At 75.2% G+C, this 25,606-nt stretch carries 21 protein-coding genes and 1 other RNA gene; 6 read left to right on the top strand and 16 right to left on the bottom strand.

Annotated features, from left to right (window positions below):
* Positions 1–61: 61 nt before the first annotated feature.
* A complete protein-coding gene (locus SK069_RS07715; RefSeq protein ID WP_319953619.1) occupies positions 62–1,549 on the top strand; it encodes a hypothetical protein in 1,488 nt (495 codons plus the stop codon).
* A 192-nt stretch (positions 1,550–1,741) separates the two neighbouring features.
* On the opposite strand, the gene SK069_RS07710 is transcribed toward SK069_RS07715, so the two are convergent.
* The 3 genes from SK069_RS07710 to ssrA all read right to left on the bottom strand — a co-directional run bounded on the left by SK069_RS07710 (position 1,742) and on the right by ssrA (position 4,336).
* On the bottom strand, positions 1,742–2,644 hold the full coding sequence (locus tag SK069_RS07710) for an alpha/beta hydrolase (protein ID WP_319953618.1): 903 nt from the start codon (positions 2,642–2,644) through the stop codon (positions 1,742–1,744).
* A 160-nt stretch (positions 2,645–2,804) separates the two neighbouring features.
* Complete coding sequence (locus tag SK069_RS07705) at positions 2,805–3,845, bottom strand: LLM class flavin-dependent oxidoreductase (RefSeq protein ID WP_319953617.1); 1,041 nt, start codon at positions 3,843–3,845, stop codon at positions 2,805–2,807.
* 124 nt (positions 3,846–3,969) lie between these two features.
* Positions 3,970–4,336: a transfer-messenger RNA gene (gene ssrA, locus SK069_RS07700) on the bottom strand.
* 374 nt (positions 4,337–4,710) lie between these two features.
* Between ssrA and SK069_RS07695 the strand changes: the two genes are divergently transcribed.
* Positions 4,711–6,144 (top strand): MFS transporter, encoded by a 1,434-nt coding sequence (locus tag SK069_RS07695; RefSeq protein WP_319953616.1) that lies wholly within the window; start codon positions 4,711–4,713, stop codon positions 6,142–6,144.
* A 19-nt stretch (positions 6,145–6,163) separates the two neighbouring features.
* The gene (locus SK069_RS07690; protein ID WP_319953615.1) at positions 6,164–6,823 is read left to right on the top strand and encodes a TetR/AcrR family transcriptional regulator; all 660 of its coding nucleotides are present in this window, start codon (positions 6,164–6,166) and stop codon (positions 6,821–6,823) included.
* A 7-nt stretch (positions 6,824–6,830) separates the two neighbouring features.
* Here SK069_RS07690 and SK069_RS07685 read toward each other — a convergent pair whose 3' ends face one another.
* Positions 6,831–8,024 carry an AI-2E family transporter gene (locus SK069_RS07685; protein WP_319953614.1) on the bottom strand — a complete coding sequence of 398 codons (1,194 nt, stop codon included), beginning with the start codon at positions 8,022–8,024 and terminating at the stop codon, positions 6,831–6,833.
* Positions 8,025–8,033: 9 nt separating this feature from the next.
* The gene (locus tag SK069_RS07680; RefSeq protein ID WP_319953613.1) at positions 8,034–8,624 is read right to left on the bottom strand and encodes a GNAT family N-acetyltransferase; all 591 of its coding nucleotides are present in this window, start codon (positions 8,622–8,624) and stop codon (positions 8,034–8,036) included.
* A gap of 103 nt (positions 8,625–8,727) precedes the next feature.
* On the opposite strand from SK069_RS07680, the gene SK069_RS07675 reads away from it, so the two are divergent.
* Positions 8,728–10,566, top strand: a complete 1,839-nt coding sequence (locus SK069_RS07675; RefSeq protein ID WP_319953612.1) for a M3 family oligoendopeptidase — start codon at positions 8,728–8,730, stop codon at positions 10,564–10,566.
* Positions 10,567–10,627: 61 nt separating this feature from the next.
* Here SK069_RS07675 and smpB read toward each other — a convergent pair whose 3' ends face one another.
* The 8 genes from smpB to SK069_RS07635 all read right to left on the bottom strand — a co-directional run bounded on the left by smpB (position 10,628) and on the right by SK069_RS07635 (position 19,935).
* Positions 10,628–11,104: an SsrA-binding protein SmpB gene (gene smpB / locus SK069_RS07670; protein ID WP_319953611.1), complete on the bottom strand. Its 477-nt coding sequence runs from the start codon at positions 11,102–11,104 to the stop codon at positions 10,628–10,630.
* Positions 11,105–11,224: 120 nt separating this feature from the next.
* Positions 11,225–11,488 carry a GlsB/YeaQ/YmgE family stress response membrane protein gene (locus SK069_RS07665; RefSeq protein ID WP_319953610.1) on the bottom strand — a complete coding sequence of 88 codons (264 nt, stop codon included), beginning with the start codon at positions 11,486–11,488 and terminating at the stop codon, positions 11,225–11,227.
* A gap of 129 nt (positions 11,489–11,617) precedes the next feature.
* Positions 11,618–13,735, bottom strand: a complete 2,118-nt coding sequence (locus SK069_RS07660; protein WP_319953609.1) for a ribonuclease R family protein — start codon at positions 13,733–13,735, stop codon at positions 11,618–11,620.
* On the bottom strand, positions 13,732–14,964 hold the full coding sequence (locus SK069_RS07655) for a S41 family peptidase (RefSeq protein ID WP_319953608.1): 1,233 nt from the start codon (positions 14,962–14,964) through the stop codon (positions 13,732–13,734). Before SK069_RS07655 ends, SK069_RS07660 begins: the two co-directional genes overlap by 4 nt.
* Positions 14,965–15,089: 125 nt before the next feature.
* The gene (locus tag SK069_RS07650) at positions 15,090–15,992 is read right to left on the bottom strand and encodes a permease-like cell division protein FtsX (protein ID WP_319953607.1); all 903 of its coding nucleotides are present in this window, start codon (positions 15,990–15,992) and stop codon (positions 15,090–15,092) included.
* Between the two features lie 44 nt (positions 15,993–16,036).
* Complete coding sequence (gene ftsE, locus SK069_RS07645) at positions 16,037–17,002, bottom strand: cell division ATP-binding protein FtsE (RefSeq protein ID WP_406628259.1); 966 nt, start codon at positions 17,000–17,002, stop codon at positions 16,037–16,039.
* Between the two features lie 140 nt (positions 17,003–17,142).
* Complete coding sequence (locus SK069_RS07640; RefSeq protein ID WP_319953606.1) at positions 17,143–18,894, bottom strand: cytochrome c biogenesis protein DipZ; 1,752 nt, start codon at positions 18,892–18,894, stop codon at positions 17,143–17,145.
* Between the two features lie 81 nt (positions 18,895–18,975).
* Complete coding sequence (locus SK069_RS07635) at positions 18,976–19,935, bottom strand: oxygenase MpaB family protein (protein ID WP_319953605.1); 960 nt, start codon at positions 19,933–19,935, stop codon at positions 18,976–18,978.
* Between the two features lie 151 nt (positions 19,936–20,086).
* On the opposite strand from SK069_RS07635, the gene SK069_RS07630 reads away from it, so the two are divergent.
* Entirely contained in the window at positions 20,087–21,349 is a 1,263-nt protein-coding gene (locus SK069_RS07630; protein ID WP_319953604.1) for a M16 family metallopeptidase, read from the top strand.
* A 64-nt stretch (positions 21,350–21,413) separates the two neighbouring features.
* On the opposite strand, the gene nadA is transcribed toward SK069_RS07630, so the two are convergent.
* Positions 21,414–22,481: a quinolinate synthase NadA gene (gene nadA / locus SK069_RS07625; protein ID WP_406628270.1), complete on the bottom strand. Its 1,068-nt coding sequence runs from the start codon at positions 22,479–22,481 to the stop codon at positions 21,414–21,416.
* Between the two features lie 14 nt (positions 22,482–22,495).
* A complete protein-coding gene (nadC, locus tag SK069_RS07620) occupies positions 22,496–23,359 on the bottom strand; it encodes a carboxylating nicotinate-nucleotide diphosphorylase (RefSeq protein ID WP_319953602.1) in 864 nt (287 codons plus the stop codon).
* Positions 23,360–23,445: 86 nt separating this feature from the next.
* Between nadC and SK069_RS07615 the strand changes: the two genes are divergently transcribed.
* Positions 23,446–24,138: an HAD family hydrolase gene (locus tag SK069_RS07615; protein WP_319953601.1), complete on the top strand. Its 693-nt coding sequence runs from the start codon at positions 23,446–23,448 to the stop codon at positions 24,136–24,138.
* Between the two features lie 61 nt (positions 24,139–24,199).
* On the opposite strand, the gene SK069_RS07610 is transcribed toward SK069_RS07615, so the two are convergent.
* Complete coding sequence (locus SK069_RS07610) at positions 24,200–25,354, bottom strand: acyl-CoA dehydrogenase family protein (protein ID WP_319953600.1); 1,155 nt, start codon at positions 25,352–25,354, stop codon at positions 24,200–24,202.
* Between the last annotated feature and the right edge of the window lie 252 nt (positions 25,355–25,606).

Raw genomic sequence — 25,606 nt, 5'->3', positions numbered from 1 at the left:
CGTCCCGGAGCGACGACGAAAGTAGGAGGTGCCACATCCCGCTCTGGCATCATCCGCGACCGTGACCACCGTGGACCCCCGGACGCCCGTGATCGTCGGCGTCGGCCAGATCACCGATCGCGACGGCGACGCCAGTCCGCTGGGCCTCATGGCCGCCGCGGCCCGTCGCGCCGCCGAGGACGCCGGGACCGGCGGCCCGGGCCTGCTGGCCCGGGCCGGCGCCGTGGCGGTCGTCGACGTCTTCTCGTGGCCGATCCCCGACCCCGCCCTCCTCCTGCGCGAGGAGCTCGGGATCGCGGCCGCGGAGACGGTGCGCTCCGTCATCGGCGGCAACGGGCCGCTGGCGCTGCTCGGCGACCTCGCCACCCGGATCGGCGCCGGCGAGCTCGACGTCGCCCTGCTGGCCGGTGGCGAGGTCGTGACCGCGTTCCGCCGCGCGATGACCCGGGGCGAGGCGACCGGCTGGCCGACCCAGGAGGACGGCACGGCGCCCGACCGCCTCATCGGCACCGACCGCCCGCCCTCGCTGCCGGAGGAGCTCGCCGCCGGGCTCGCGGTGCCGGCGAGCTACTACCCGCTCTTCGAGCATCGCCTGCGCCACCGCGCCGGCCGGACGACCGAGGAGCAGCAGCGCTGGATCGGCTCGTGGTGGTCGCGCTACAGCGAGGTCGCCGCCGCCGATCCCGACGCCTGGCGGCGCGAGGCCGTCTCGGCCGAGGCCGCCGGGCTGCCCGGTCCGGGCAACCGGCCGATCAGCGATCCGTACCCGAAGTCGATGGTCGCCGACATCACCGTGGACCAGGGCGCGGCGCTGCTCGTCTGCTCCGCCGGCGCGGCGGAGGCCGCCGGCATCGCCCGCGACCGCTGGGTCTTCCCGCACGCGCTGGCGGGAGGCCACGACCACTGGTTCGTCGGCGAGCGCGACGCGCTGGACCGCTCCCCCGCCATCGCCGCGATCGGCGCCGCGCTGCGCGAGCACACCGGCGTCACAGTCGCCGAGCTCGGACCGGTCGATCTGTACTCGTGCTTCCCCTGCGCCGTCCAGATCGCCGCGCGGGAGCTGGGCTTCGACGAGGACGACCTCGCGCGGCCGCTGACCGTCACCGGCGGACTGCACTACTTCGGCGGTCCGGCGAACGACTACGTCACGCACGCGCTGGTGCGGCTCGTCGAGCGGCTCCGCGAGCAGCCCGACGCGATCGGGCTCTCGACCGCCGTCGGCTGGTACATGACGAAGCACGCGGCCCTCCTCCTCTCCGCGACGCCGCCGGCGCGCCCGTTCGCCGCCCACGACGTGCAGGCGACCGTCGACGCCGGCCCGCGGCGGGAGGTCGTCGCCGACCCGCGCGGGACGTTCACGATCGAGACGTTCACGGTCGCCTACGAGCGCGACGGCACGCCGACGGCGGGGATCGTGGTGGCCCTGGACGCCACGGGGCGGCGCGCCTTCGCCCGCACGACCGACGCGGCGACGGTCGCCGCGCTGCTCGACCGCGATCCGATCGGACGCACGGTCGAGCTCGCGGGCGCGGACGGCGTGGCGCTCTGACGCCCGCCCCGACCGGGGCGGCGGCCGCCCGCCGAGCCTGGATCCTCCGATGATCGGCTGAGCCTCGGCGTCGAGGACCAAGACGGTGCCCGGGCCACCGGTGATGACGGTCGGTGACCATCGGATCCTGTGGTGTGGGCGCCGTCGCCGGTCATCGGCAGCGAGGCGACCCGAGGATCGGTGGGTCCAGGCTCAGGCGGCGGCGACGGGGACGTGTCGGCCGAGGAACTCGAGCTGGTCGGCGATCGCCCGCTCGAACGGCTCGCCGAGGTAGACGTCGAAGTGCCCGACCGGGTAGCGCACGAGCTCGCCGCGGGGCGCCGCCGCCGCGACCTTCGCGGCCGGCTCCGGCGGGGTCGTCTCGTCCTCGTCGCCCACCGCGACGAGCACCGGCGCCTGGATCCGCGCGGCGGCGCGACCCGGCCGGTAGAGCGGCAGCCGCAGCCCCAGGCGCGCGGCGACGCCGTTCTGCCAGCGCGTCTCCGGTCCCTGGATCGCGGCGAAGCCCGGCTCGGCCTCCGGGGCGGTCATCACCGCGAACCCGCCGGGCGGCGCGACCGCGGGGATGAGGTGCGCGTCGCGCCCGAGCAGCGCACCGACCTGGTCGCGCACCCCGGCGGCGGTGATCCCGAGCAGGTTGCGGAGCGGGACCTTGCGCAGGGTCGGCACCGAGTCGACGTAGGGCACCTGCGCGATGACGGCTGCGACCCGCGGGTCGGTCGCCCCCACCGCCAGCACGTGACCGCCGCTGAACGACGAGCCCCAGAGCACGACGCGCTCCGGGTCGACGCCGTCCAGGCCGCGGACGTACGCGAGCGCCGCGCGGTAGTCGGCGTGCTGGCGGCCGATGTCCAGCAGCTGGCGCGGCTCGCCCTCGCTCGCGCCGAAGTGCCGGTAGTCGAAGACGAGGGCGACGTAGCCGGCGTCGGCGAAGCGCTCGGCGTACGCCGGCAGGCGCTCGTCCCGCGTGGCGCTGAACCCGTGCGCCATGACGATCGCCGGGCGCTCCGCGGGGCCGTCGGCGTCGGGCCGGTAGAGGTAGGCGGCGCAGCGCGCGCCGCCCGAGTCGAAGCGGACGTCCGTGCGAGAGGCCATGCGCCGACCCTAGTCGACCGGTCGGGGACGCCCGCTGGGCGCTCGCACACCGCCCCCGGCCGCGCGCCCGCCTCGCCCGCGGTCCGTGGCGGCTGCGCGTCGCCCCCGAGGCGCGGCCGCCACGCGACGCCGGCACGCGGCGGACGGACCCGGTCCGCGGTCAGTCGCCGGCGACGGCGGCCGGGCGGTTCGGCGACCAGCCGAGGGCGGGCGCGATGTCGCGGGCGATCGTCTCCAGCAAGCGGGCGTTGTAGGCCACCCCGAGCTGATTCGGCACGGTGAGCAGCAGGGTGTCGGCGTTGCGCACCGCGACGTCGCGCGCGAGCTCCTCGGCGATCCGGTCCGGCTCCCCGGCGTACGTGCGGCCGAACCGCGAGAGCGCGCCGTCGAGCACGCCGACCTGGTCGCTGCTGCCGCTGCGCCCGAAGTACGCGCGGTCCTCGTCGCTCGTGATCGGCAGCACGCTGCGGCTGACGGAGACCCGCGGCTCGTGGGCCCAGCCGGCCTCCGCCCACGCCTCGCGGAAGAGGAGGATCTGCTCGAGCTGCAGCTCGTCGAACGGCACGCCGGTGTCCTCGAGCAGCAGCGTCGAGCTCATGAGGTGCATGCCCTGCCGCCCCGCCCAGGTGGCCGTCGCGCGGCTGCCGGAGCCCCACCAGATCCGCTGCGCCAGGCCGGGCGCCTGCGGCTGGACCGGTAGGCGGAAGCCCGCCGCGCCCTGCGCCGGGTCGGCCTCCGCGACGCCCGCACCGGTGATCGCGGCGCGGAACGCGTCCGTGTGCCGACGCGCGAGGTCGGCGTCCGTCTCGCCCTCCGCGGGCACGTGCCCGAAGAGCTCCGAGCCCCGCAGCGCGGGCTCGGGCGACCCCCGGCTGATGCCGAGCTGCAGCCGGCCGTCGCTGAGCAGGTCGGCGGTCGCGGCCGCCTCCGCCATCGCGAGCGGCTGCTCGTAGCGCATGTCGATGACCCCGGTCCCGAGCTCGATCCGGCTCGTCCGGGCCCCCATCGCCGCCAGCAGCGGGAAGGGCGAGGCGATCTGCCGCGCGAAGTGGTGCACGCGCACGTACGCCCCGTCGATGCCCAGCTCCTCGGCGGCGACGGCGAGCTCGACCGTCTGCTGGTGCGCATCGCGCGCGGTGGGCGTCCGCGATCCCTGGACGGGGCCCCAGTGCCCGAAGGAGAGGAAGCCGATCCGCTTCATGGACGGAGGATAGCGCAAAACGGACCGAGGTCCGATTCCCCGTCGAGGCCCCGGCCCGACGCGTCGAACGCCGCCGAGGGGCGGCCCGTGAACGAGACCGGCGCCCCCGAGGGGGCGCCGGTGGAGGTGGAGACGGCGGGACTCGAACCCGCGTCCGCGACCGCGCAAAGGGCGACGTCTACGAGCGTAGTCGGCGTGTCTGGATCTCACGCTCCGTCGGTCCCGTCGACCCACGTTCGGAGCGCCAGCCCTCCTGAAGATGTCCCCGGATCCGCGAGGGCGTCGGATCCGGGTGATCCGGCTGGATGATCCCGGGGACCCTCGACGCCGGCGATCGAGGCCCGAGACCTCACGGCCTAGTGGTGACTAGGCGGCGAGGGCGAACTCGTGGGAGTCCGCACGTATGGTTGTTGCCGGGGTTTTACGAGGCCTCCGGTACCTCGACTCGCAATCACCCCCGCGAACCGACCACGTCGAAGCCTGTCGTCCCCGGGGCACCGACCGGCGCCGCAACCACGACGCGACCGGTTCCCCAAGGGTAGCGCGCCCCGGGCCGCACCACCGTCCCACCGGGGATCCCGCCCACGGCCGGGATCAGTGCGCCCCCGGTCCTCCGCGACGAGCGGACCGAGCCGCCGACCTCCGGCGCGCATCCGATCCGCCACGCCGGCCCCGCCCCGGCCACCGCATCCACCGTGCGACCGCGCACACGGCCGCGATGCGAACCGGACCACTGAGTCCGGTTGCGCTAGCCTCCCCCAAGCGGACCCTGAGGTCCGCTTCTCGTGCCCGACGTCGCCGTCGTCGTCCGGCGCGCGCTCCCGGCGCCCCGTCGCCGCCCGTGTCCCACCCGAGCCGAGGTCGCATGCCCGACGCCGCCCGCCACCAGCCCATCGCCCACCCAACCCGCGTGATCGCCCTGCTCGGGCTCGCGGCGATGGCCTTCTCGCTCGCGCAGACGATGGTCGTCCCGGCGCTCAGCACGTTGCAGACCGAGCTGCACGCCAGCGGCACCGCGGTCACGTGGACCGTGACCGCCTACCTGCTCGCCGCTGCGGTCGCCACGCCCGTCGTCGGGCGGCTCGGCGACATGTTCGGCAAGCAGCGGCTGCTCATCGTCGCGCTCGGCGCGTTCACCGCCGGCTCGGTGATCGCCGCCCTCGCCGACAGCATCACGCTCATCATCGTCGGCCGGGCGCTGCAGGGCGTCGGCGGCGGCATCTTCCCGCTCTGCTTCGCGATCGTCCGCGACGAGCTGCCCCACGCCCGCGTGGCGACCGGGATCGCCGTCGTCTCCGCGATCGTCGGCGTCGGCGGCGGGCTGGGCCTCGTGCTCGGCGGCGTCCTCCTCGACCACGCGACCTGGCACTGGGTCTTCTGGGCCGGGGCCGCGTCCGGGCTCGTCGCCACCGTCGGCGCGGCGATCGGCATCCCGGAGTCCGCGGTCCGCACGCCCGGGAAGGTCGACGTCCGCGGGGCGCTCGTGCTCGGGCTCGGCATCGCGCTGCCCCTGATCGCGATCGCCAACGCGAACACGTGGGGCTGGGGCAGCGCGTCGGTGCTCGGCCTCGTCGCCGCCGGGATCGTCGTGCTCGTCGGCTGGGTCCGCCTCGAGCAGCGCACCGCCGAGCCGATCGCGCACATCCCGACGCTGGCGCGCCCGGTGGTGCTGCTCACGAACCTCGCGAGCGTCCTCGTCGGCTTCGGCATGTTCGGCGCCTACGTCCTCATCCCCCAGCTGCTCCAGGCCTCCGAGTCCACGGGCTACGGCTTCGGGTACGGCGCGACGACCTCCGGGCTCGTGATGGTGCCCGGCGCGATCGCGATGCTCGTCCTCGCCCCGGTCTCCGCGCGGCTCGGGCGGCGCTTCGGCGGGCACGTGCCGCTCGCGCTCGGCGCCAGCCTCTCGGCGCTCGGGCTGCTGCTGCTCGGGGAGCTGCACGGCAGCGTCCTGCTCGTGATGCTCGGCTTCCTCATCAACGGCAGCGGGATCGCCCTGGCCTTCGCCGCGATGCCGAACCTCATCGTCGGCGCGGTCCCGGCCGAGCGCACCGGCGAGGCCACCGGCATGAACGCGGTGACGCGGCTGATCGGCTCCTCGCTCGGCACGCAGATCACCGGCGCGGTGCTCGCGGGGAGCGTCGCCGGCGGCGTGCCGACCGACCACGCGTTCACGACCGCGTTCGTCGTCTCGGCGATCGGCGGCCTGCTCGCCGCCCTGCTCGCCGCGGCGCTGCCGCGCCTCGCCGGCCGCGCGTCCGCGCGCATCGGCGACGCCGCCACGGCGACGAGCTCCTGAGCGCGCGATGATGCCGGCGGTGGACGACGAGCCGGTCACGGAGCGCCCGCGGCGCCGCGACGCGCAGCGCAACCGCGAGCGCGTGATCGCCGCGGCGACGGAGGTCCTCGCGCGCGACGGCCTCGACGCCGCGGTCCCGGAGATCGCGCGCGTCGCCGGCGTCGGCAAGGGCACCGTCTACCGCAACTTCGCCACGAAGGAGGAGCTCGCCGTCGCCGTCGCCGTCGCGCGCCTCGACGGCTTCGAGCGTCGCCTGGCGGAGGTGCTCGCCACGGACTGCTCCCCCGCGGACCAGCTGCGCACGCTCGTCCTGGCGATCGTCGACCGGATCCGGCCCGATCGCTCCCTCGGCGAGGTCGTCGAGGCGGTCGCCGACGACCCCGAGGTCGCCGCGGCGCACCAGCGGCTGTGGGCGCGGACCGCCGAGGCGCTGGAAGGCGCCCAGCGCGCCGGGGTCGCCCGCGACGACGTCGACGCGACCGACGTCACCGTCCTCCTGTCCGCGGTCGCCCGGACGCTGCCGCCGCTGAACCTCGGCGGCCGGCCGGAGGTCTGGGACCGCTACGCGCTGCTGCTGCTCGACGCGCTGCGTCCGGGCGGCTCGCCGCTGCCCACGGGCTTCACCGACCTCGCGGAGATGCGCTCCTCCATGCAGCCCGCGCGCGGCCGCCGCCCCTGAGCGCGGCTCACCAGCCGCCGCCGGAGGGCGGCGCGTCGTGCCCGGAGCGCAGCACGCCCTCGCCCTCGGGCGACGGCGGCGCGCCGGCCGTCGCCGCGGCCTTGCCCTCGAGGCCGTCCGGGTCGATCCGCGCCCCGGCGGCGGTGTCCTCGTCCTCGAGCCAGCCGGCGCCGGCGGAGACGGCGGCGATCAGCGGCGTCGCCAGGAACGCCCCGACGATCCCGAGCAGCGCGCCGCCCGCGCCGACGCCGAGCAGCACCGTCAGCGGGTGGAGGCTCAGCGAGCGTCCGATGAGCAGCGGGTAGAGGACGTTGCCCTCGACCTGCTGGACGATGATCGTCACGACGATCGCGCCGAGCATCCCCTCGAGGCCCTGGCTCGCGAGCGCGACGAGCGCCGCGACGATCCCGGCGAGGATCGCCCCGATGTAGGGGATGAACGCGACGAGGAACGTGAAGACGCCGATCGGCAGCGCGAGGTCCACGCCGAGCAGCCACAGGCCGACGCCGATCCCGACGCCGTCGATCGCGGCGACGAGGACCTGGCTGCGCACGTACGTCGTGACCGCCGACCACGAGCGGACGCCGGCGCGGGCCCACGCGGCGCGGCGCTCGCGGGGCGCGAACCGCAGGATCCCCCGCCAGAACCCCTCGCCGTCCATGAGCAGGTAGATGAGCATCATGAGCGTCAGGAAGACGCTCGCCGCGACGTTCGCGACGCTCGCCGCGACGGACACGACGCCCGTCGAGAGCTCGGTCCCGATCGTCCCGAGCGACTGCTCGAGCTTGCGCGTGAGCTCGTCGGTGAAGCGCTGGATGTCGGAGTCCTTCACCCCGAGGTCGTGCAGCACGTCGGGCAGCCGCCGCACGCCGTCCTCGACCTGCGAGACGAGGTCCTCGGCCTGGCGGAAGATGTCCGGCGCGATCCAGGTCAGGACGCCCCCGACGACGGCGATCGTGCCGACGACGGTGAGCACCGCGGCGATCCAGCGCGGCAGGCGCGCTCGGCGGTGCAGCCCGCGGGCGACCGGCTCCAGGAGCGCCGTCAGGAGGACCGCGATCGCGAACGGGAGCAGCACGAACTGCAGCCGGCCCCACACGAGCAGCAGCCCGTAGCCGACCAGGCCGATGAGGCCGACGCGCAGCGCGAGGATGCTCAGCCGGTCGATCGCGACGCGCTGCGACGGAGGGGACGGCGCCATGGCGCCGGACTATGGCAGTCGGGGCCCGCCGGTCGGCGGAGAGGCCGCTTCCCCCGGCCGGCGGAGGCGCAGCACGAGGATCTCCCACGTGGGGCCGCGTCGCAGCCGCTGCTTCACCGTGCCCGTGACCCGCATCCCGAGCCGCTCGGCGACCGCCAGCGAGCGCTCGTTGCCGGGGTGCACGAGGCAGACGACCTCTGCCAGACCGATCCGCCATGCCACGTCGAGCGTCGCGCGGGCGGCCTCGGTCGCGTACCCGTGTCCCCACGCGTCGCGGCGCAGCCGCCACCCGATCTCGACCGCCGGGCCCGGCCCGCGCGCCGGGATCCCGAGCGCCGGCACCGCGAGCCCGCAGAAGCCGAGCAGCATCCCGCCGGAGCGCCGCTCCAGCGCCCACAGCCCGTGCCCGCGGCGCGTCCACTCGTCCTCGATCCGCTCGAGCATCGCGTCGCTGACCGCGCGATCGAGCGGCCCCGTGGCGATGTGGCGCATGACCTCGGGGTCGGCGTTCATCGCCGCGAACGGCGTGCGGTCGTCGGACCGCCAGCGCCGCAGGCGCAGCCGCGCCGTCCACGCGTCGTCGGGGGCCCGCCCGGTCACCGGCGCGACGCTAGCGCGGACGCGCTCCGCGCGCCCGGCGCCGCGGGCGCGGGACGCTCGCGGGCACGCGGGGATCGCGACCCCGTCACGTAGGCTTGCCGCCATGAGCACCCCCGTGCAGCACACCGACGTCGCCTGGGACCTCGAGCCGCTCGTGACGGAGGTCGCTCCCGAGGGCGGCGCGGCGGGCGTGGACCGGCTGCTGGACGAGGCCGCCGAGCAGGCCACGGCCTTCGCGTCCACCTACCAGGGCAAGGTCGCCGAGCTCGACGGCGCCGGGCTCGCCGCCGCGATCGCGGCGCTGACCGAGATCTCCGATCGGATCGGGCGCGCCGCCTCGTACGCGTCGCTGAAGTTCGCCGAGGACACCACGAAGCCCGAGCACGGCGCGCTCCTGGCGAAGGTCGAGGAGCGCGCGACCGCGGTCCAGACCGCGCTGCTGTTCTTCGACCTCGAGTGGACGGCGCTGGACGACGGCCGCGCCGAGGAGCTGCTCGGCGCCGACGGCCTGGAGCGGGCCCGCCACTACCTGCGGACGGTCCGGCGCTACAAGGCCCATCAGCTCTCCGAGCCGGAGGAGCGGATCCTCGCCGAGAAGCAGACGTCGAGCCGGGGCGCCTGGGACCGCCTGTTCGACGAGCTCACCTCGGTGATCGAGGTCGACGTGTCCGACGTCGTCCCGTCGCTGAGCCCCGACGGCGCGCCGGTCGCGCTCGACGTCGCGCTGAGCCAGCTCACGAATCCCGATCGCGACGTCCGCCGGGGGGTCGCCTCCGCGGTCACCACCGCGCTGCAGCCCGGGCTGCGCACGCGGGCCTTCATCTACAACACGCTCCTGCAGGACAAGGCGGTCGAGGACCGGCTGCGGTCGTTCGGGTCGTGGATCGCGTCGCGCAACCTCTCCAACGAGGCCTCCGACGAGTCGGTGCAGGCGCTGGTCGACGCGGTCCAGGAGGCCTACGACGTGCCGCAGCGCTGGTACCGGCTGAAGGCGCGGATCCTCGGCCTGGAGCGCCTGAGCGACTTCGACCGGATGGCGTCGATCACCGCCGCGGACGAGGCCGAGTTCGACTGGGCCACCTCCACCGACCTCGTGTTCTCGAGCTTCGACGCGTTCGCCCCCGAGATGGGCGACGTGGCGCGGCGGTTCGTCGACGAGGGCTGGATCGACGCGCCGCCGCGAGCGGGCAAGCGCGGCGGCGCCTTCTGCGCCTATACGGTGCCCGATCACCACCCGTACGTCCTGCTGAACTGGACGAGCCGCCGCCGCGACGTCCTGACGCTCGCCCACGAGCTCGGCCACGGGATCCACGCCTACCTGGCGCGCGACCGCGGTCCGTTCGAGCAGACGACCCCGCTGACGCTCGCCGAGACGGCATCGGTGTTCGGCGAGACCCTCGTCTTCGACCGCCTGCTGGCGGAGACGACCGATCCGCAGGCGCGGCTCGGCCTGCTCGCCGAGCAGATCGAGGGCTCGATCGCGACGATCTTCCGTCAGACCGCCATGAACCGGTTCGAGGACGCGGTCCACACCGCGCGGCGCGAGGAGGGCGAGCTCTCCGTCGAGCGGTTCGGCGAGCTGTGGCACGCGACGCAGACCGCGATGCTCGGCGACGCCGTCGAGCTCACCGACGGCTACCGCGCGTGGTGGAGCTACGTCCCCCACTTCATCGGCACGCCGGGCTACGTCTACGCCTACGCGTACGGCCAGCTCATGGCGTTGTCCGTCTACGGGCGCTACCGCGAGGAGGGCCCGTCGTTCGCGCCGAAGTACCTCGAGCTGCTCGCCACGGGCGGCTCGAAGGCGCCGGAGGACCTCGTCGCGATCGCCGGGCTGGACCTCACCGACCCCGGCTTCTGGCGCTCGGGCCTCGCCCTCGTGCGGGAGCAGCTCGAGCAGGCCGAGCAGGCGGCCGCCGACGCGGGCGTCGTCGAGCGCTGAGCCTGGCACCGTCGTCGGCCGGTCCGCGTCGGGCCGGCCGCCGAGCGGGTGCGACCGGTCCCTACCGGTTCGCCTCGCGCAGCGCGCGCTGCATCTCGCGCTGCTGGTCGCGGCGCTTGAGGTCCTCGCGCTTGTCCGCGACGTTCTTGCCCCGGGCGAGCGCGATCTCGACCTTGATCGTCTGGCCCTTCGGGTAGATCCGCACGGGCACGACGGTCAGGCCGGCCTGCTGGATCTCGCCGAGCAGCCGGTCGATCTCGCGCCGGTGCGCGAGGAGCTTCCGCGGCCGGTCGGGCTGGTGGTTGTTCATCGCCGCCGGCGCGTACGGATCGATCCGCAGGTTGCGCAGCCAGAGCTCGCCGCGACGGACGTCGACGTAGCTGTCGCCCATCTGCGCCCCGACGGTGCGCAGCGCCTTGACCTCCGTCCCGTGCAGCTGGATCCCGCACTCCAGGCGGTCCAGCAGCTCGTAGCGGAAGCGCGCCTGGCGGTTGAACGCGTAGTCGCCGGCGGGCGGCTTCTTCTTGCCCTTGGCCATCGGCCGTCGAGCGTAGCGGCGCGGGGTCGTTCCCGGCCGCCCGAGGGCGACCCGGCACGCGGTTCGTGCCCCGCGCGCCCGGGCCGGGGCGGCGCGCACGCCGCCCCGGACGCCGGGGCGTCAGCCCCGGGACACGCGTCGCCCCGTGGCGACGCGGTAGCCGAGCAGGACGATGACCACGCCGATGATCGCGCTCAGCAGGCCGCCGAGGTCGAACATGTCGGTGTCGCCGATGCCGAGACCGGCCGTGAAGATGAGCCAGCCGACGACGGCTCCGACGAGCCCGATGCCGATCGTGACGAAGAACCCGCCCGGGTCCTCGCCCGGCACGAGCGCCTTGCCGATGAACCCGGCCACGAGGCCGAGGATGATGGCGCCGATCACGGTGCCTCCTCTGGGTCGCGCCGCCCACCGGGGCCCGGTGGGTCGACGTTGGTGCACCTCGGGATACCCCGCGCAGTGCAGGGGGAAACGGCGCCTCAACCGGTGTTCGACCCGAGCGATCCCGGGTCGTCAGCGGCGCCGGGCGAGCGCGAGGGTGACCCGGCCCCGGGCCGGCTCGAGGCGCTCGATCCGGACGTCGATCGGGTCCCCGATCGCGACCGTCGCCCCCGAGCGCGAGCCCACGAGCCGCACGCCGAGCTCGTCGAGCTCCCACCAGTCGTCCCCGAGCTCGCGCAGCGGCAGGAGGCCCTCGTGGGCGCCGTCGTCGCCGAAGCGGACGAACGCGCCGGCGCTGGCCACGCCGGTGACCTCGCCGGCGAGCCGCGCCCCCGCCCGCGCGACGCCCCCGGACGCGAGGAGCTCGCGCTCGAGGAGGAACGCCGCGGCGATCCGGTCGGCGTGCCGCTCGACGTCCATCGCCTCGCGCTCGGTCGCCGAGCACCAGGTCGCGAGCTCCTCCAGCTGCGACCGCGAGCCGGCGAACGCCGCCTCTCCCCCGCCGACGAGCGCGAGGACCGCCCGGTGGTCGACGAGGTCCGGGTAGCGGCGGATCGGCGAGGTGAAGTGGCAGTAGTGCTCGAGCGCGAGGCCCGCGTGGCCCCGCGCGTCGGGCAGGTAGCGCGCCTGCTGCAGCGCGCGCAGGACGAGCGGCGCGTAGCCGGCCGCACCCCGTCCGTGACGCCGGACGTGGTCGGCCACGAGGCGCGACAGCTCGGCGACCGCCGCCGGGGCCTCGCCCTCCGGCGGCTGCCCGTCGGTGGCGCTCCAGGTCGGTGCCGGGAGGCCGAGCACCCGCAGCTGCGCGGCGAGCCGGCCGACGCGTCCGGGGTCCGGCGCCTCGTGGACCCGGTGCAGCGCCGGGGCGCCGGCACGCTCGAGCAGGCGCGCCACCTCGGCGTTCGCGGCGACCATGAGGTGCTCGATGAGGCGGTGCGACTCGCTGGACCGCTCGACGGCGACGCCGGTGACGTGGCCCTCCTCGTCGAGGACGAAGCGCGGCTCCTGGCTCTCGACCTCGAGCGCGAGCCGGCCGGCGTCGCGCCGCCGCTGCAGCGCGGCGGCGGCCTGCCGGGCGAGCGCCAGCGGCGTGGCCCACGGGTCCGTCGCGCGCTCCGTGCCGGCGAAGATCTCGTCGACCTGGTCGTACTCGAGCCGCGCGTCGGAGCGGATGAGCGTCCGCTCGACGCTCGCCCGGCGCACCGCTCCCGCCCCGTCGACCTCGAACGCGACGCTCACCGCCAGCCGGTCCTCGCCCGGGACGAGCGAGCAGGCGCCGTTCGAGAGCCGCTCCGGCAGCATCGGCTCGACCGTGCCCGGGACGTAGACGCTCGTGCCGCGCCAGCGCGCGTCGCCGTCGAGCGCTCCCCCGGGCCGGACGAACGCGCTGACGTCCGCGACGTGGACGTGGATCCGGACGACGTCGTCGGCGACCCGCTCGGCGCTGATCGCGTCGTCGAAGTCGCGGGCGCTCGCCGGATCGATCGTGAAGGTCGGCGTGTCGCGCAGGTCGCGACGCGCGACGTCGACGGCCGGCGGCGCCTGGGCGACGCCCTCCGCCTCCGCCGCGACGGAGCGCGCCACGCGTCGCGGCAGCCCGCGGTCCAGCAGCAGCGCCTCGAGGACGTCGCGGGCGACGTCGGGCCGGCCGACCTCGCGGACGAGCCGGTGGCCGGCGTTGCGACGGCCGCCGCGCCGCGGCGGGACGAAGACGCCGATCCGGCCCTCGCGGACCCCGCCGCCGCGCTCGACGACCACGAGCTCGCCGCGCCCGAAGAGCGGCTCGGCGACGAGCAGCCGGCCCCGCCGGCGAACGAGGCCGACGACCGGCCGCCGGCCGCTCGGCGCATGATCGCGCCAGACGTCCCGCGGCAGGTCCGGAGCGCCGGGGCGCGAGGCGGCGCCACGGCCGCCGGGAGGAGCCCCGGCGCCCCGGTCCGGTGCGCGCCCGCGGGCCCCGCGGCCCGTGCCGCCGCCGTCGGTCGCCCCGCCGTCGCGTCGGCCGTCGCCGTCCCGGCCGCCGGCGCGGCTCCCCCGCCCCGCGCTCCCGCGTCCGCGCTCGTCGTCGGACCGCGGGCCGGACGGGCCGCGCCCGCGCCCGCCCGCGGCCCGCTTGCCCTTCCCGCCCGGCGGGCGCTTGCCGCGCCCGCCGCCGCTGCCGCGCGGGCCGGGACGACGGCCGCCGCTCACCGTCCCGGCTTCGCCTTCGCCGCGACCTCGAGCGCCCGCTCCAGGGCCTCGTTGCGTCGGGTCCTCGGGTCGTCCTCGACCCGGACGTCCGGGGTGATGCCCGCCCCGCGCTTCGTCCCCTTGCCGCCGAGGTTGTGCCCCTTCGGCGTGAAGTACTGCCCGGCGGTGATGTCCAGCGCGCCCCCGGAGGACAGCGGCTGGACGCGCTGGAAGACGCCCTTGCCGTAGGTGCGGGTGCCGACGACGACCGCGCGGTCGTAGTCCTGCAGCGCGCCGGTGACGATCTCCGCCGCCGACGCGGAGCCGCGATCCACGAGGACGACGAGGGGCGCGTCGGGCAGGATCGGCGCGCCGACCGTCTCGAAGGTCTGCGTGCCGACCGTCCGGCCCTTGAGCGTCACGACCGTCTTGTCCTTCACGAAGAGGCTCGTCACGCCCTGCGCCTGGGTCACGAGGCCGCCGGGGTTCGAGCGCAGGTCCAGGACGAACCGCCGGGCGCCCTTCTTGCGCATCCGCTCGATGGCGGCGCCGACCTCGGCCGTCGCCCCGTTCGTGAACTGCGCCAGCCGCACGACGCCGATCCGCTGGCCGTCCTCGCGGAAGATCCGCGAGTCGACGATCGGCACCTGGACCGGTGCCCGCCTGGACGTGATCCGCAGCGTCCGCGTCCGCCCGCCGGTCTCCCGCCGGACCTCCAGCGCGACGCTCGTGCCCGCCGGCCCGCGCACGTGGTCGGAGGCGTCCTCGGTCTTCAGGCCCTTGAGCGAGCGGCCGCCCGCCGCGGTGATGACGTCGCCGGCGCGGATGCCGGCGGCCTTCGCGGGCGAGTCGTCGTAGACGCGGCTGACGCGCAGCCCGAGCGGGTCCTCGCCGACGAGCACGCCGATGCCGTCGAAGCGGTTGTCCTGCTGCTGCTGGAACCGGGCGTAGTCCTTCGGGTTGAGGTACGCCGAGAACCGGTCGTCGAGCTTCTCGACCATGCCGCCGATCGCGTCGTCGACGAGCGCCGCCTCGCCGGGATCGCGGTAGTAGAGGTCGCGGATGACGCCGAGCGCCTCGTTGATCGCGCCGCCGCTCTCGCGGTCGATCACCCGGTCCCGGATCGGCCCGGGCAGCGACTCCGGGTCGCGGGCGCCGACGTAGGCGCCGGCGGTGAAGATCCCTAGGACGACGGCGAACAGGACGAGGGCGGCCGCGGCCGCCCGCAGCGCTCGGATCGGGAAGGACACCGGGCAAGCGTGCCAGAACGGGGGGACCGGCGGGCCGGGGCGGCGGGGTCGGCCGGGAACGGCGTACGCCGCCCCGGGGCGGCGTACGCAGGACCTCCGGACGGCGGGCGCGGTCCCCGCCCGGGTCAGACCCGCAGGAAGCGGCGCAGCGAGAGCCCGGAGCCGGCGGCCGAGACGAGCACGCTGGCGAGCACGAGCAGGCCGATGAGCGGCCCGAAGGCGATCATGTCCGGCCGCGAGATGAGCGTCGCGATCCCCTCGAGCTGATTGAGGATCGTGACCTTCGCCAGCGCGAGCATGCAGATCGCCACCGCGCCTCCGGCGGCGCCGAGGATCAGCCCCTCGATGACGAACGGCCAGCGGATGAAGGAGTCGGTCGCGCCGACGAGCTTCATCACCTCGACCTCGCGACGGCGCGAGAAGAGCGACAGCCGGATGGTGTTCGAGATGAGCAGCACCGAGGCGACGACGAGCAGGAACGCGAGCGCGCCGAGCGAGAGCTTCACCGCGCCGGTGATCTTCACGATCTTGTTCGTCTCGGACTTCGACGCCTTGACCTCGCCGATCGCCTTGTCGAACGGCGAGCCCTTGCCGCTCGTGCCCTTCGGGGTCAGCGACGCGAGCAGCGCGTTCGTGTTCGCGGCGCTGTCCGGCGTGATCCGGAACGTGTCGGGCAGCGGGTTGACGTTGCCCAGCAGCTCGTAGGCCTCCGGGTTCTGCTTCTTCTGCTCCTTGAGCGCCTGCTCCTTGGAGACGAAGACGACGTTCTTCACGTGCGGGGTGTCGCCGCGCAGGCGCTCCGCGACGCGGGCGACGTCGGCCTTCGACGCGTCCTTGTCCATGAAGACCGAGACCTGCACGCGGCTGCGCACGTCGTCGGCGGCGCCGTTGGCGAGCTGGACGGCCGGGATGAAGACCCCGAGCACCAGGACGGTGATCAGGACGGCCATGAGGGCGGCGAAGCTCGGGATCGGGTTGCGGCCGATCGAGCGGATCGCCTCCTTGAAGAAGAAGCTGACGCGGTTCATGAGTCTGGGTGCGCGGTCGAGGTGCGGGAGGAGCGGGTGCGGGCTCAGTCGGCGAACGCGTCGTCGAAGAGGTCGGCCTCGCTGGTCGCGCGCTGGCGCAGGCGCTGCGGGGCGGGCGCCGGCTCGCCGCGCATGAGGGCGCCGAACTCGGCGGTCGACTCGGAGGAGACGGCCTCGCGCCCGTAGCCGCCGGCGACCTCGTCGCGGATGATGCGGCCGGCCTGCAGCTCGATGACGCGGCGCCGCATCCGGTTGACCATGCCCTCGTCGTGGGTCGCCACGAGCACCGTCGTGCCGGTCTTGTTGATCCGGTAGAGCAGCTGCATGATCCCGATCGTCGTATCGGGATCGAGGTTGCCCGTCGGCTCGTCGGCCAGCAGCAGGGGCGGGTGGTTCACGAACGCCCGCGCGACCGAGACGCGCTGCTGCTCGCCGCCCGACAGCTGGTGCGGGTAGTGGTGGAGCTTCGTCGACAGGCCCGTGAGGCGCAGGATGTCCGGCACCTGGCGACGGATCTGCTTGCGGGTCGCGCCCGTGACCTGCAGCGCGTAGGCGACGTTGTCGTGGACCGTGCGGTTCGGCAGGAGCTTGAAGTCCTGGAACACGACGCCGAGGTTGCGGCGGTAGAACGGGACCTTCTTGCGCGTGATCTCGCGCAGGTCGCGGCCGCCGACGCGGATCGTGCCGGAGTCCGGCTCCATCTCCTTCAGCAGGAGCTTCATGAGCGTCGACTTGCCGGCGCCGGTCTGCCCGATGAGGAAGAGGAACTCGCCGCGGTGGACCGAGAACGACGCGTCCTGGACGCCCGCGTGCGTGTTGTCGTACGCCTTCGTCACGCCACGGAACTCGATGACGGCGTTGGGGTGCGACGGCGGCACCCGCGAGGCGCCCGCTGGGGCGACGGCGGGGTGCGTGCCGGTCTGGCCCGCGGCGGCGGCCCGGCGGGCGGCGGCGCGCTGACGATCGGTGGTGCTGCGCGGGGCGGTCATGTCCGTCTGCCAGGTTCGCACCGGGGTGGACGATTCCCTGCACGCTCCGGTGCACTGCAAGGCAGCTTGCGCGCGAGCGTCCGCCGACGTCGCGACCGGGCGACCCCAGGGCGCCCTCGGCCGCGCCCGACCGCGCCATGGGGTCGCCTGGCCGCCGTGGCTCAGCCGAACGTGAACGCGTAGCCGGAGACGCCCGCCGGCAGCCGCAGCTCGAGCCGGCCGTCGGCGACCGCGGGCAGGTCGACGAGGTCGTAGAGCCGCTGCTGGCCGACCCGCACGACGCCGTGGCGCACGTCGGCGCCCGCCCGCGCCCGCGGCAGCGGCCGGCCGTCGAGCAGCACCCGGACGGCCGCGCCCCGTCGCCGACTGGAGAGGACGAGGTACACGTGCCGGGCGCGGAACCGCAACCCGATGCGCGCGCCCCCGGCGGCCACCGCCCGGTCGTCCTCCAGCCGCCAGCGCCCGGCGAGCGCCATGGCGTCGGCGGGCAGCCGGGCCGGCAGGGCCGGGTAGTCGTGGACGCCGACGTCGGTGTCGGCCAGCGTGCTGCGGATCCGCAGCGCCCCGAGGTACGTCTCCGGCGTGGTGGTGCCGCGATCGGCGGTCGGGACGTCGAAGCCGCCCTCGGCCGAGGGGAGCGGCCGCCCGGCCTCGCCCAGCAGCGCTCGGACCGCCTGCTCCTTGGCGTCCTCGGCGCCCTCCCCCGCGTGCGCCCAGCGCACCTCGCCGGTGGCGTCGACGAGGTAGGACGCCGGCCAGTACTGGTTGCCCCAGGCGCTCCAGGTCGCCAGGTCGTTGTCCTGCACGACCGGGTAGCGGATCCCGAGCCGGCCGATCGCCGCCCGGACGTTGCTCGCCGAGCGCTCGAACGGGAACTCGGGGCTGTGGACGCCGACGATCGTCAGACCGGCCCGTCGGTAGCGGGCGTCGAGCTGCTCCAGGCCCGGGATCGTGCGCAGGCAGTTGATGCACGTGTACGTCCAGAAGTCGACGAGCACGACCCGTCCGCGGAGGCCGGCGAGGGTCAGCGGCCGCTCCCCGGGGGTGTCGAACCAGCGCTGGGTGCCGACGAAGTCCGGCGCCCGGCCCAGCCGCGGCAGCCGGTCGCCGCGGCGGACCGCCTCGGGCCCGATGTTGCGGGGCGAGCCGCCGGGCCCTCGTCCGTGGTCCCCGCCGCGCAGGTCCGCCAGCGCGTCGCGCACGCGACCGGAGCGCTCGATCGCGGAGGTCGGCGTCACGAGCGCCTGCGGCAGGTCGTCGGCGATCGCGGACTGGAAGCGCAGGTCGAGGTTCCCGACCATCGCGACGCCGAGGAGGACCATCACGACGCCCATCGCCTGCTGGAAGCGGCCGCTGCGCCGCGACAGCGGGCGGGTCAGCCGTCGCCCGCCGAGCATGAGGACGTAGAGGACGAGGCCGGTGCCGGCACCGTAGGCCAGGGCCACCGCCAGCCGCTGGGCGTCCAGCGACTGGGACGCGGTGGTCGTGATGACCGCCGCGAGGATCGGCCCGGCGCACGGCGCGTAGACGATGCCGAGGCCGGCACCGAGCAGCACGCCCGACCAGAGCCCCTCGCCGCGCGCGCGAACGCCGCGGCCGGCCGTCAGGCGACCGATGGCGGCCTCCAGCCGCGCGGCGAGCGGCGGCGCGGCCAGCGCGACGCCGAAGCCGAGCAGCACGGCGATGGCCAGCGAGCGGACCAGGTCGTCGGGCAGCCCGAGCGCGTCGATGACGTAGACCAGCGCCACCGTGGCGAAGGTGAAGGCCCCCGTGAGCCCGAGGACGATCCCCAGCGGGCGACGCCGTCCGCCCGTCGCGCCTCCCGCGAGCACGATCGGCAGCACCGGCAGGACGCAGGGCGAGAGCGCGGTCGCGGCCCCGGCGAGCAGGCCGAACAGGAGGAGGAGCAGCACGGGCGACGTCCGATGGTCCTCCTCCAGAACGCCGGGCGCGAGCGATCGGACGCGCCGCCGCTCACCGCGAGGGCCGACGGGCTACGCGGGCCGGGGCGCGCCCGGCGCGAGGCCGCGCCCGAGCACGCGCGCGTCCGGCCCGAGCACCGCCGGCGCGGCCCACGGGTGGATCGCCATGCGGCGCGGGAGCCGCGGGAACGTCCGGCGGGCGACCGCCGCGATCGCCCGCAGCCGCCGCTCGTCGCCGGCGCCCCAGTCCATCTGCCAGTCGCGGCGCAGCTCGGCGGGCAGCAGCCCGATGGCGAGCAGCTCCAGCACGTGGCCGCCGATCCGGCCCCCGGTCGGGTCCCACAGGCGGGTCGGGATCGGCGAGCCCGGCGGCAGCGGCGCCGCGGTGATCGTCGCGAGCACCTCGTCGACGGTCTGGTTGCGGTCCAGCCCGTCGCGCAGCATCTCCCCCCAGTAGCGCCGGAAGGCCGGGTAGTCGGGCGGCATGTGCCGGTCCTCGAGCCCGATGCGGCGTCCGACCTCCTGCCACTCGGCGTAGAAGCGGGGCAGCTCGTGGTCGTGGATCGGCGGCCCGAAGCGGCGGCACATCCGCCGCCCCATCTCGATGAGCGTCGCGAGCACCCAGAAGAAGGCCTCCGGATCCTGCGCGTGGTACGCCCGCCCGCGGAAGTCCGTGCCCTCGAGCTTGTTGTGCATCTGGTGCACGCGGAAGGCCTGCTCCCCCCGCCCGCCGACGCCGAAGACGATCCCGCCGAAGACGAGCGCCATCGTCTGGTCGAGCCGATGGAACGGCCGCTCGCGGTAGGTCGAGTAGCGACCGACCGCGTGCCCGACCGCCGGATGCGCGACCTGCAGCAGCAGCGCGGAGCCCGCACCGGAGAGCATGCGCCACTCCGCGCAGGTGCGCCACGTCAGCGACCCCGGACCGAGGAGCGAGGCGCCGATCGCGCGCTCGGCGTCGTGGCGGTCGGGCGCGGCGAGCCGCTCGCGGGACGGGGCGACGGCGCCGTCCACCGGCATACGGGACATCATGACTCGGATTGTACCGATGCCCCACGTCCGAGTCCACCGCGCACGACCCCCGGGCGCTCGAGCCCCGCGCTCGGGCGGTCGCCGCCGGGGACGATCGATCACCGGCCCGCGTCCACGCGGGCACGACGACCCGACCCGGTACGGTCAGCGCGTGCCGCAGATCTCCACCTCCGTCGCTCCCAACGGCCTGCCGATCCACCGCATCGCGCTGCCCGGCACCCGGACGCTCACCGCGCTCGTCGCCTTCCACGCGGGCGCGCGCACCGAGCGCCCGGAGGAGAACGGCATCGCGCACTTCCTCGAGCACCTCGTGTTCAAGGGCGGCGAGACGTACGACGACTACCGCAAGGTCAACGAGACCGCCGAGCGGATGGGCGGCGTGCTCAACGCGTTCACCTCGCACGCCTACGTCGCGTTCCACATCACCGTCCGCGCCGAGTCCGCCGAGCCCGCGCTCGACCTCCTCACCGACTTCGCGGGACGGCCGCGGATCGACGCCGACGAGCTGGACAAGGAGCGCGGCGTCGTGATCCAGGAGATCGCGCGCTACAACGACCAGCCGGCCGCCCTCGCCGAGATGCTCATCGACGAGGCCGCCTTCGGCGACCACCCGCTCGGCCGCCCGGTCCTCGGCCCGGAGGAGCACCTGCGGACGTTCACGCGCGACCAGGTCGTGGCCTTCCGCGACCGCCGCTGGGCCGGCGCGGCGGGGGGCGCGTTCCTCGTCGGCGCCGTCGACGACCTGCCCGACGACGGCCGCCTGCACGAGCTCTTCTCGCGCTTCCCGACGCTCGACGTCCCGGCCGCGCCCGAGGCCGCGCCGGCGCCCCGCACCGACGTCATCGCCCGCGAGCGCGACACGAACCAGTCGCACCTGCGGCTCGTCTACCGACCGCAGGCCGACGCCGCCGATCCGGCGCAGCGGGCCGCGCTGACGATCTACGGCACGCTGCTCGGCGGCTCGATGGGCTCGCGCCTGTTCGACGAGATCCGCGAGCAGCGCGGCCTCGCCTACTCCGTCTCGGCCTCGGCGTGGTCGCTCGGCGACGCGACGCAGCTGCAGCTCTCCGCGGGCCTGGACTCCTCGAAGTGCGTGGAGGCCTACGGCCGCATGCGGGAGATCGTCGGCGAGCTCCACGCGGACGGCCCGACCGCCGAGGAGGTCGACCGCGCCCGGGCCTACGCCGCCGGCCGGCTCGTGCTCGCGTTCGAGAACTCCGGCGCGGTCGCGCGGCACGCCGCGAGCCAGGCGATCGTCCACGACGAGGACCTCGATCCCGACCTCGCGATCGCGGCCCTCGACGCGGTGACCCTCGACGACGTGCGCGAGGTCGCCGCCGGGATCGACCCGCAGCAGGCGGCGGTGGCCTGCGTCGGCCCGCACGCGGCGAGCGACTTCGACTGGTCCGCGTAGCGGCCGCCGCGGCGCCGGTCGCGGCCGGGCCCGGCGGCGCGAGGCCCGGACCCGCGGCGGGCGACTACTCCCCGCCGAGCGGGGCGTTCGCGTCGCGGCCGACCTCGATCATCCGCTGGATCGGCAGCATCGCGCGCCGGGCGATGTCGTCGGGGACCTTCACGACCCCCGTGCCGTCGCGCAACGTGTCGCGCAGCTTCTCGAGGGTGATCATCTTCATGTAGCCGCACGACGCGGACGCGTTGGCGGGCACGAAGTCGACGTCGGGCGCCGCCATCCGCAGCGGGTGCAGCATGCCGGTCTCCGTCGCGACGATCGTCGTGCGCCGCTTGCCGTCGGCGCCCGGGCTCTTCGCGGCCTCGTCGTGGGCGAAGTCGAGCATGCCGCCCGTGGAGAGCATGTGCACCCCCGAGGCGTCGACGTCGCCCGCGGCGACGTACTCCATCGCCTGGGTCGAGCACCCGCACTCGGGATGGATGAGGAACTCGGCGTCGGGGTGCTCGCTGCGCACCCGGTCGATGTCCGCGGGTCGGATGCCGGCGTGCACGTGGCACTCGCCGTCCCAGACGTGGAAGGTGCCCGGCTTGTGCGCCACCTGCTTGGCGACGAACGAGCCGAGGAACATGTCCGGCCCGAAGAGGATCTCGGTGTCCTCGCCGTGCTCCCGGTAGATCCGCTCGACGACGGGGACGGCGTTGCTCGACGTCACGCAGTAGTCCGTGAGCGCCTTCACCTCGGCGGTGGTGTTCACGTACATCACCGTGATCGCGCCGGGGTGCTTGGCCTGCCACGCGCGCAGCTGCTCGGGCGTGATCGAGTCCGCCAGCGAGCAGCCGGCGTCGACGTCGGGGATGAGGACGGTCTTCTCCGGCGAGAGCACGGACGCCGACTCGGCCATGAAGTGCACGCCGCAGAAGACGATCAGCGGCGCGTCGGTCTTCGCGGCCTCGATCGAGAGGCCCAGGGAGTCGCCGACGACGTCGGCCACGTCCTGCACCTCGGGCAGCTGGTAGTTGTGGGCCAGGATCACCGCGTTCTTGGCCTTCGCCAGCTCGCGGATCTCGGACCGCAGCGCCTGCAGCTCGGCCTCGGGCAGCGGCGGGACGCCGGCCCGGACCGGGTCCGCGGCCATCGGAAGCGGGGTCGTCACGACAGCGGCTCCAGGATCAGGGACAGGTCGAGGACGGGGGCCGAGTGCGTGAGGGCACCGGCCGAGATGAAGTCTACGCCGGTCTCCGCGATGCCCCGGATCGTCTCGAGCGAGACGTTCCCCGAGGCCTCCAGCGGGATCCGACCGGCGACGAGCGCGACGGCCTCGCGCAGCGCGTCGTCGCTCATGTTGTCCAGCAGGATCCGGTAGCGGTCCGGCCCGAGGCCGAGCTCCTGCGCCGTGGCGAGCGCCTCGCGAACCTCGTCGAGGTCCTGGCACTCGGACTCGATCGGCAGGTCGGGGCGCTGGGCGTGCGCGGCGCGCACCGCCGCCCCCACGCCGCCGGCCATCGCGGCGTGGTTCTCCTTGATGAGGATCTGGTCGTAGAGGCCGATCCGGTGGTTCGCCCCGCCGCCGGTGACGACGGCCTGCTTCTCCAGCAGCCGCAGGCCCGGCGTGGTCTTGCGGGTGTCGAGGACCGTCGCGCCGGTCCCGGCGACGGCGTCGGCGTAGCGGCGCGTGATCGTCGCGACGCCCGACAGGCGACCGAGGAAGTTCAGCGCCGTGCGCTCGGCGGCCAGCAGGGACCGCGCCGACCCGGTCGCCTCGAGCACCGGACCCGCCTCGCGCCAGGCGCCCTCGTCGGTCAGGCGGACGACGTCGAGCTCGCCGTCGACCGCGCGGAAGACGGCCTCGGCGACGTCCAGGCCGGCGATGACGCCGGGGGCCTTCTGCGTCACGCGGGCGCGGCCGCGGAGGTCCGCGGGGACGGTGGCGAGGCTCGTCGCGTCGCCGTCGCCGAGGTCCTCGGCGAGCGCGCGGTCGATGAGCTCGTCGAGCGGCGTGCTGGTGGCGGCCATCGCCCCTCGGAGGATAGGGACCGGCGTGCCGCGGCCCGCGCTCGCGGCGGTCGGGCCCGCGCCGGCGCGCCGTAGGGTGACCGGCGATGCCCGCGCCGCTGGCCTGCCTCGACCTCGACGGGACCCTCGTGGACTCCCGCCGCCCCTTCGCCGCGGCGATGCGCGCGGCCCTCGCCGACGTCGGGCTGCCCGACCGCGCGGCCGAGGCGCTGCACCGCCACCTGGGTCCGCCGCTCGAGGAGACGGCGGCGCTGCTCGTCGCCCAGGACGTCGCGGGCGGCCGCGTCGCCGCGCCGGACGCGGACCGGCGCGCCGAGGAGCTGCTGCAGGCCTACCGGGCGCGCTACCGCGAGCTCGGCGTGCCGATGACCCGTCCCGTCGCCGGGATCCCGGAGGCGCTCGACGGCCTGCGGTCGGCGGGCTGGCGGCTCGTCATCGTGACCTCGAAGATCGCCCCCGCGGCGGCGGCCGTCCTCGACGGCACCGGCCTGGAACGGCAGGTCGACGCGCTGTACGCCCCGGGACCCGAGGAGCGCCACGTGCCGAAGGAGCGCTCGCTGCGCCGGGCGCTGGCCGACCACCGGGTCGACGCCACCGCGCCGGTGGCGATGGTCGGCGACCGGCACCACGACGTCGACGCGGCGGTCGCCTGCGACGTGCCCGCGATCGGCGTCACCTGGGCGGGCGACCACCGCGACGAGCTGCGCGACGCCGGCGCCCTGCGGATCCTCGACCGGCCCGACGAGCTCGGGGACGCGCTCGCCGCGATCCCGACCTAGGTCCGGCCGCCCCCGAGGCGCAGGGCGCGCGGGCGACGACGGCCGCCGCCCGCGCCCCGCCTCAGAGCCCGAGGGTCTTGGCGATGATGTTGCGCTGGATGTCGTTCGTGCCGCCGAACGTCGTGGCGATGAGCGAGTACGGCACGGCGCGGGCGATGTCGTACTCCAGCGCGTAGCCGTAGCCGCCGTGGATCTTGAACGCGCGGTTCACCGTGCGCTCGGCCACCTCGGTGGCGTAGACCTTCGCCATCGACGCCTCCTTCGGGAAGAGCGCCGTCGGGTTGCGGTCGACGTCGCCGGCGACCTTGTAGACGAGCAGCCGGGCGAGCTCGACCTCGGTCGCCATGTCGGCGAGCCGGTGCTGCTGGACCTGGAAGGTGCCGATCGGCCGGCCGAACTGGGCGCGCTCCTTGCTGTACTGCAGCGCGTCCTCGAAGGCCTTCGTCGCCTGGCCGAGCGCGAGCGCGGCGATGATGAGGCGCTCGACGTTCAGCCCGGCGGTGAGCTGCAGCCAGCCGTTGCCGACCTCGCCGAGGACCGCGTCGTCCCCGACGACGACGTCGTCGAGGTAGACGTAGTTCACCTCGTCGACGCCGCCGAGCGTCTTGATCCGCTCGACCTTCACGCCCTCGGCGCCCGGCTCGACCCAGATCATCGCGAGGCCCTCGTGCTTCTTGCCGTCCACGGACGCGTCGCGGCAGACGATGAGGATCCGGTCGGCGATGTGCGCGTTGGAGATCCAGACCTTCACGCCGTTGAGCTTCCAGCCGCCGTCGACCCGCTCGGCCTTCGTCGTCAGGGACGCGACGTCGGAGCCCGACTCCGGCTCGGACATCGCGATCGCCTCGACGCCGCCGGCGGCGACGTTGCCCAGCACGAGCGCCTGCTGCTCGGGCGTGGCGAACTTCTGGACCGCGCCGGCGACGATGAGCGACACGGCGTAGGCGCCGATCGGGGCGCCCGCGCGCATCATCTCCTCGAGCAGGATCATCTCCTCGACGATCCCGCCCCCCGCGCCGCCGAACTCCTCCGGGATGCTCGGCCCGAGCAGGCCGGCCGCGCCGAGCTTCCGGCTCAGCTCGTCGCTGTGGTGGCTCGCGTGGCCGTCGGTCAGCCGCTCGAGCTGCTCGGCGGTGCCCGCCTCGCGCGCGAACACGTCGCGAAGGGCATCGCGGTAGGCCTGCTGCTCGTCGGTGAAGGTGAAGTCGATCGCCATCTCCGGCTCCGGATCCGTGGGAGGTCGACGGGGTCGCGTGACACCGCGTCGAGGACGCCGCGCATCCTACTGGCTGGCTGGCCAACCGGCCAAGGCCCCGGTGCCGCGCCGCCGACGGCCAGCACGCCGGCCGGCACGACGGACGTCGGGCGTCGCTCGCGTTCCCGGGGTCGGAACGCGAGCGACCGGCGCGGCGCCGGTCGCGAGGGGTCGCGCGCGGGCGCGACGACGAGGCGGCGACGCGGAGCCGCC

Source organism: Patulibacter brassicae (genome assembly GCF_033949425.1).
In the GTDB taxonomy this organism is placed as follows: Bacteria; Actinomycetota; Thermoleophilia; order Solirubrobacterales; family Solirubrobacteraceae; genus Patulibacter; species Patulibacter brassicae.
Note: the sequence above shows the minus strand (reverse complement) of the source record. Positions and strands in the feature narration are given on the sequence as shown.

Excerpts from the sequence above, each read along its gene's own strand:
- SK069_RS07650 (WP_319953607.1), bottom strand. The coding sequence starts at position 15,992 with ATGAACCGCGTCAGCTTCTTCTTCAAGGAGGCGATCCGCTCGATCGGC.
- SK069_RS07710 (WP_319953618.1), bottom strand. The coding sequence starts at position 2,644 with ATGGCCTCTCGCACGGACGTCCGCTTCGACTCGGGCGGCGCGCGCTGC.
- SK069_RS07615 (WP_319953601.1), top strand. The coding sequence starts at position 23,446 with ATGCCCGCGCCGCTGGCCTGCCTCGACCTCGACGGGACCCTCGTGGAC.
- nadC (WP_319953602.1), bottom strand. The coding sequence starts at position 23,359 with ATGGCCGCCACCAGCACGCCGCTCGACGAGCTCATCGACCGCGCGCTC.
- nadA (WP_406628270.1), bottom strand. The coding sequence starts at position 22,481 with ATGGCCGCGGACCCGGTCCGGGCCGGCGTCCCGCCGCTGCCCGAGGCC.
- SK069_RS07635 (WP_319953605.1), bottom strand. The coding sequence starts at position 19,935 with ATGATGTCCCGTATGCCGGTGGACGGCGCCGTCGCCCCGTCCCGCGAG.
- SK069_RS07685 (WP_319953614.1), bottom strand. The coding sequence starts at position 8,024 with ATGGCGCCGTCCCCTCCGTCGCAGCGCGTCGCGATCGACCGGCTGAGC.
- smpB (WP_319953611.1), bottom strand. The coding sequence starts at position 11,104 with ATGGCCAAGGGCAAGAAGAAGCCGCCCGCCGGCGACTACGCGTTCAAC.
- SK069_RS07610 (WP_319953600.1), bottom strand. The coding sequence starts at position 25,354 with ATGGCGATCGACTTCACCTTCACCGACGAGCAGCAGGCCTACCGCGAT.
- SK069_RS07675 (WP_319953612.1), top strand. The coding sequence starts at position 8,728 with ATGAGCACCCCCGTGCAGCACACCGACGTCGCCTGGGACCTCGAGCCG.
- SK069_RS07705 (WP_319953617.1), bottom strand. The coding sequence starts at position 3,845 with ATGAAGCGGATCGGCTTCCTCTCCTTCGGGCACTGGGGCCCCGTCCAG.
- SK069_RS07695 (WP_319953616.1), top strand. The coding sequence starts at position 4,711 with ATGCCCGACGCCGCCCGCCACCAGCCCATCGCCCACCCAACCCGCGTG.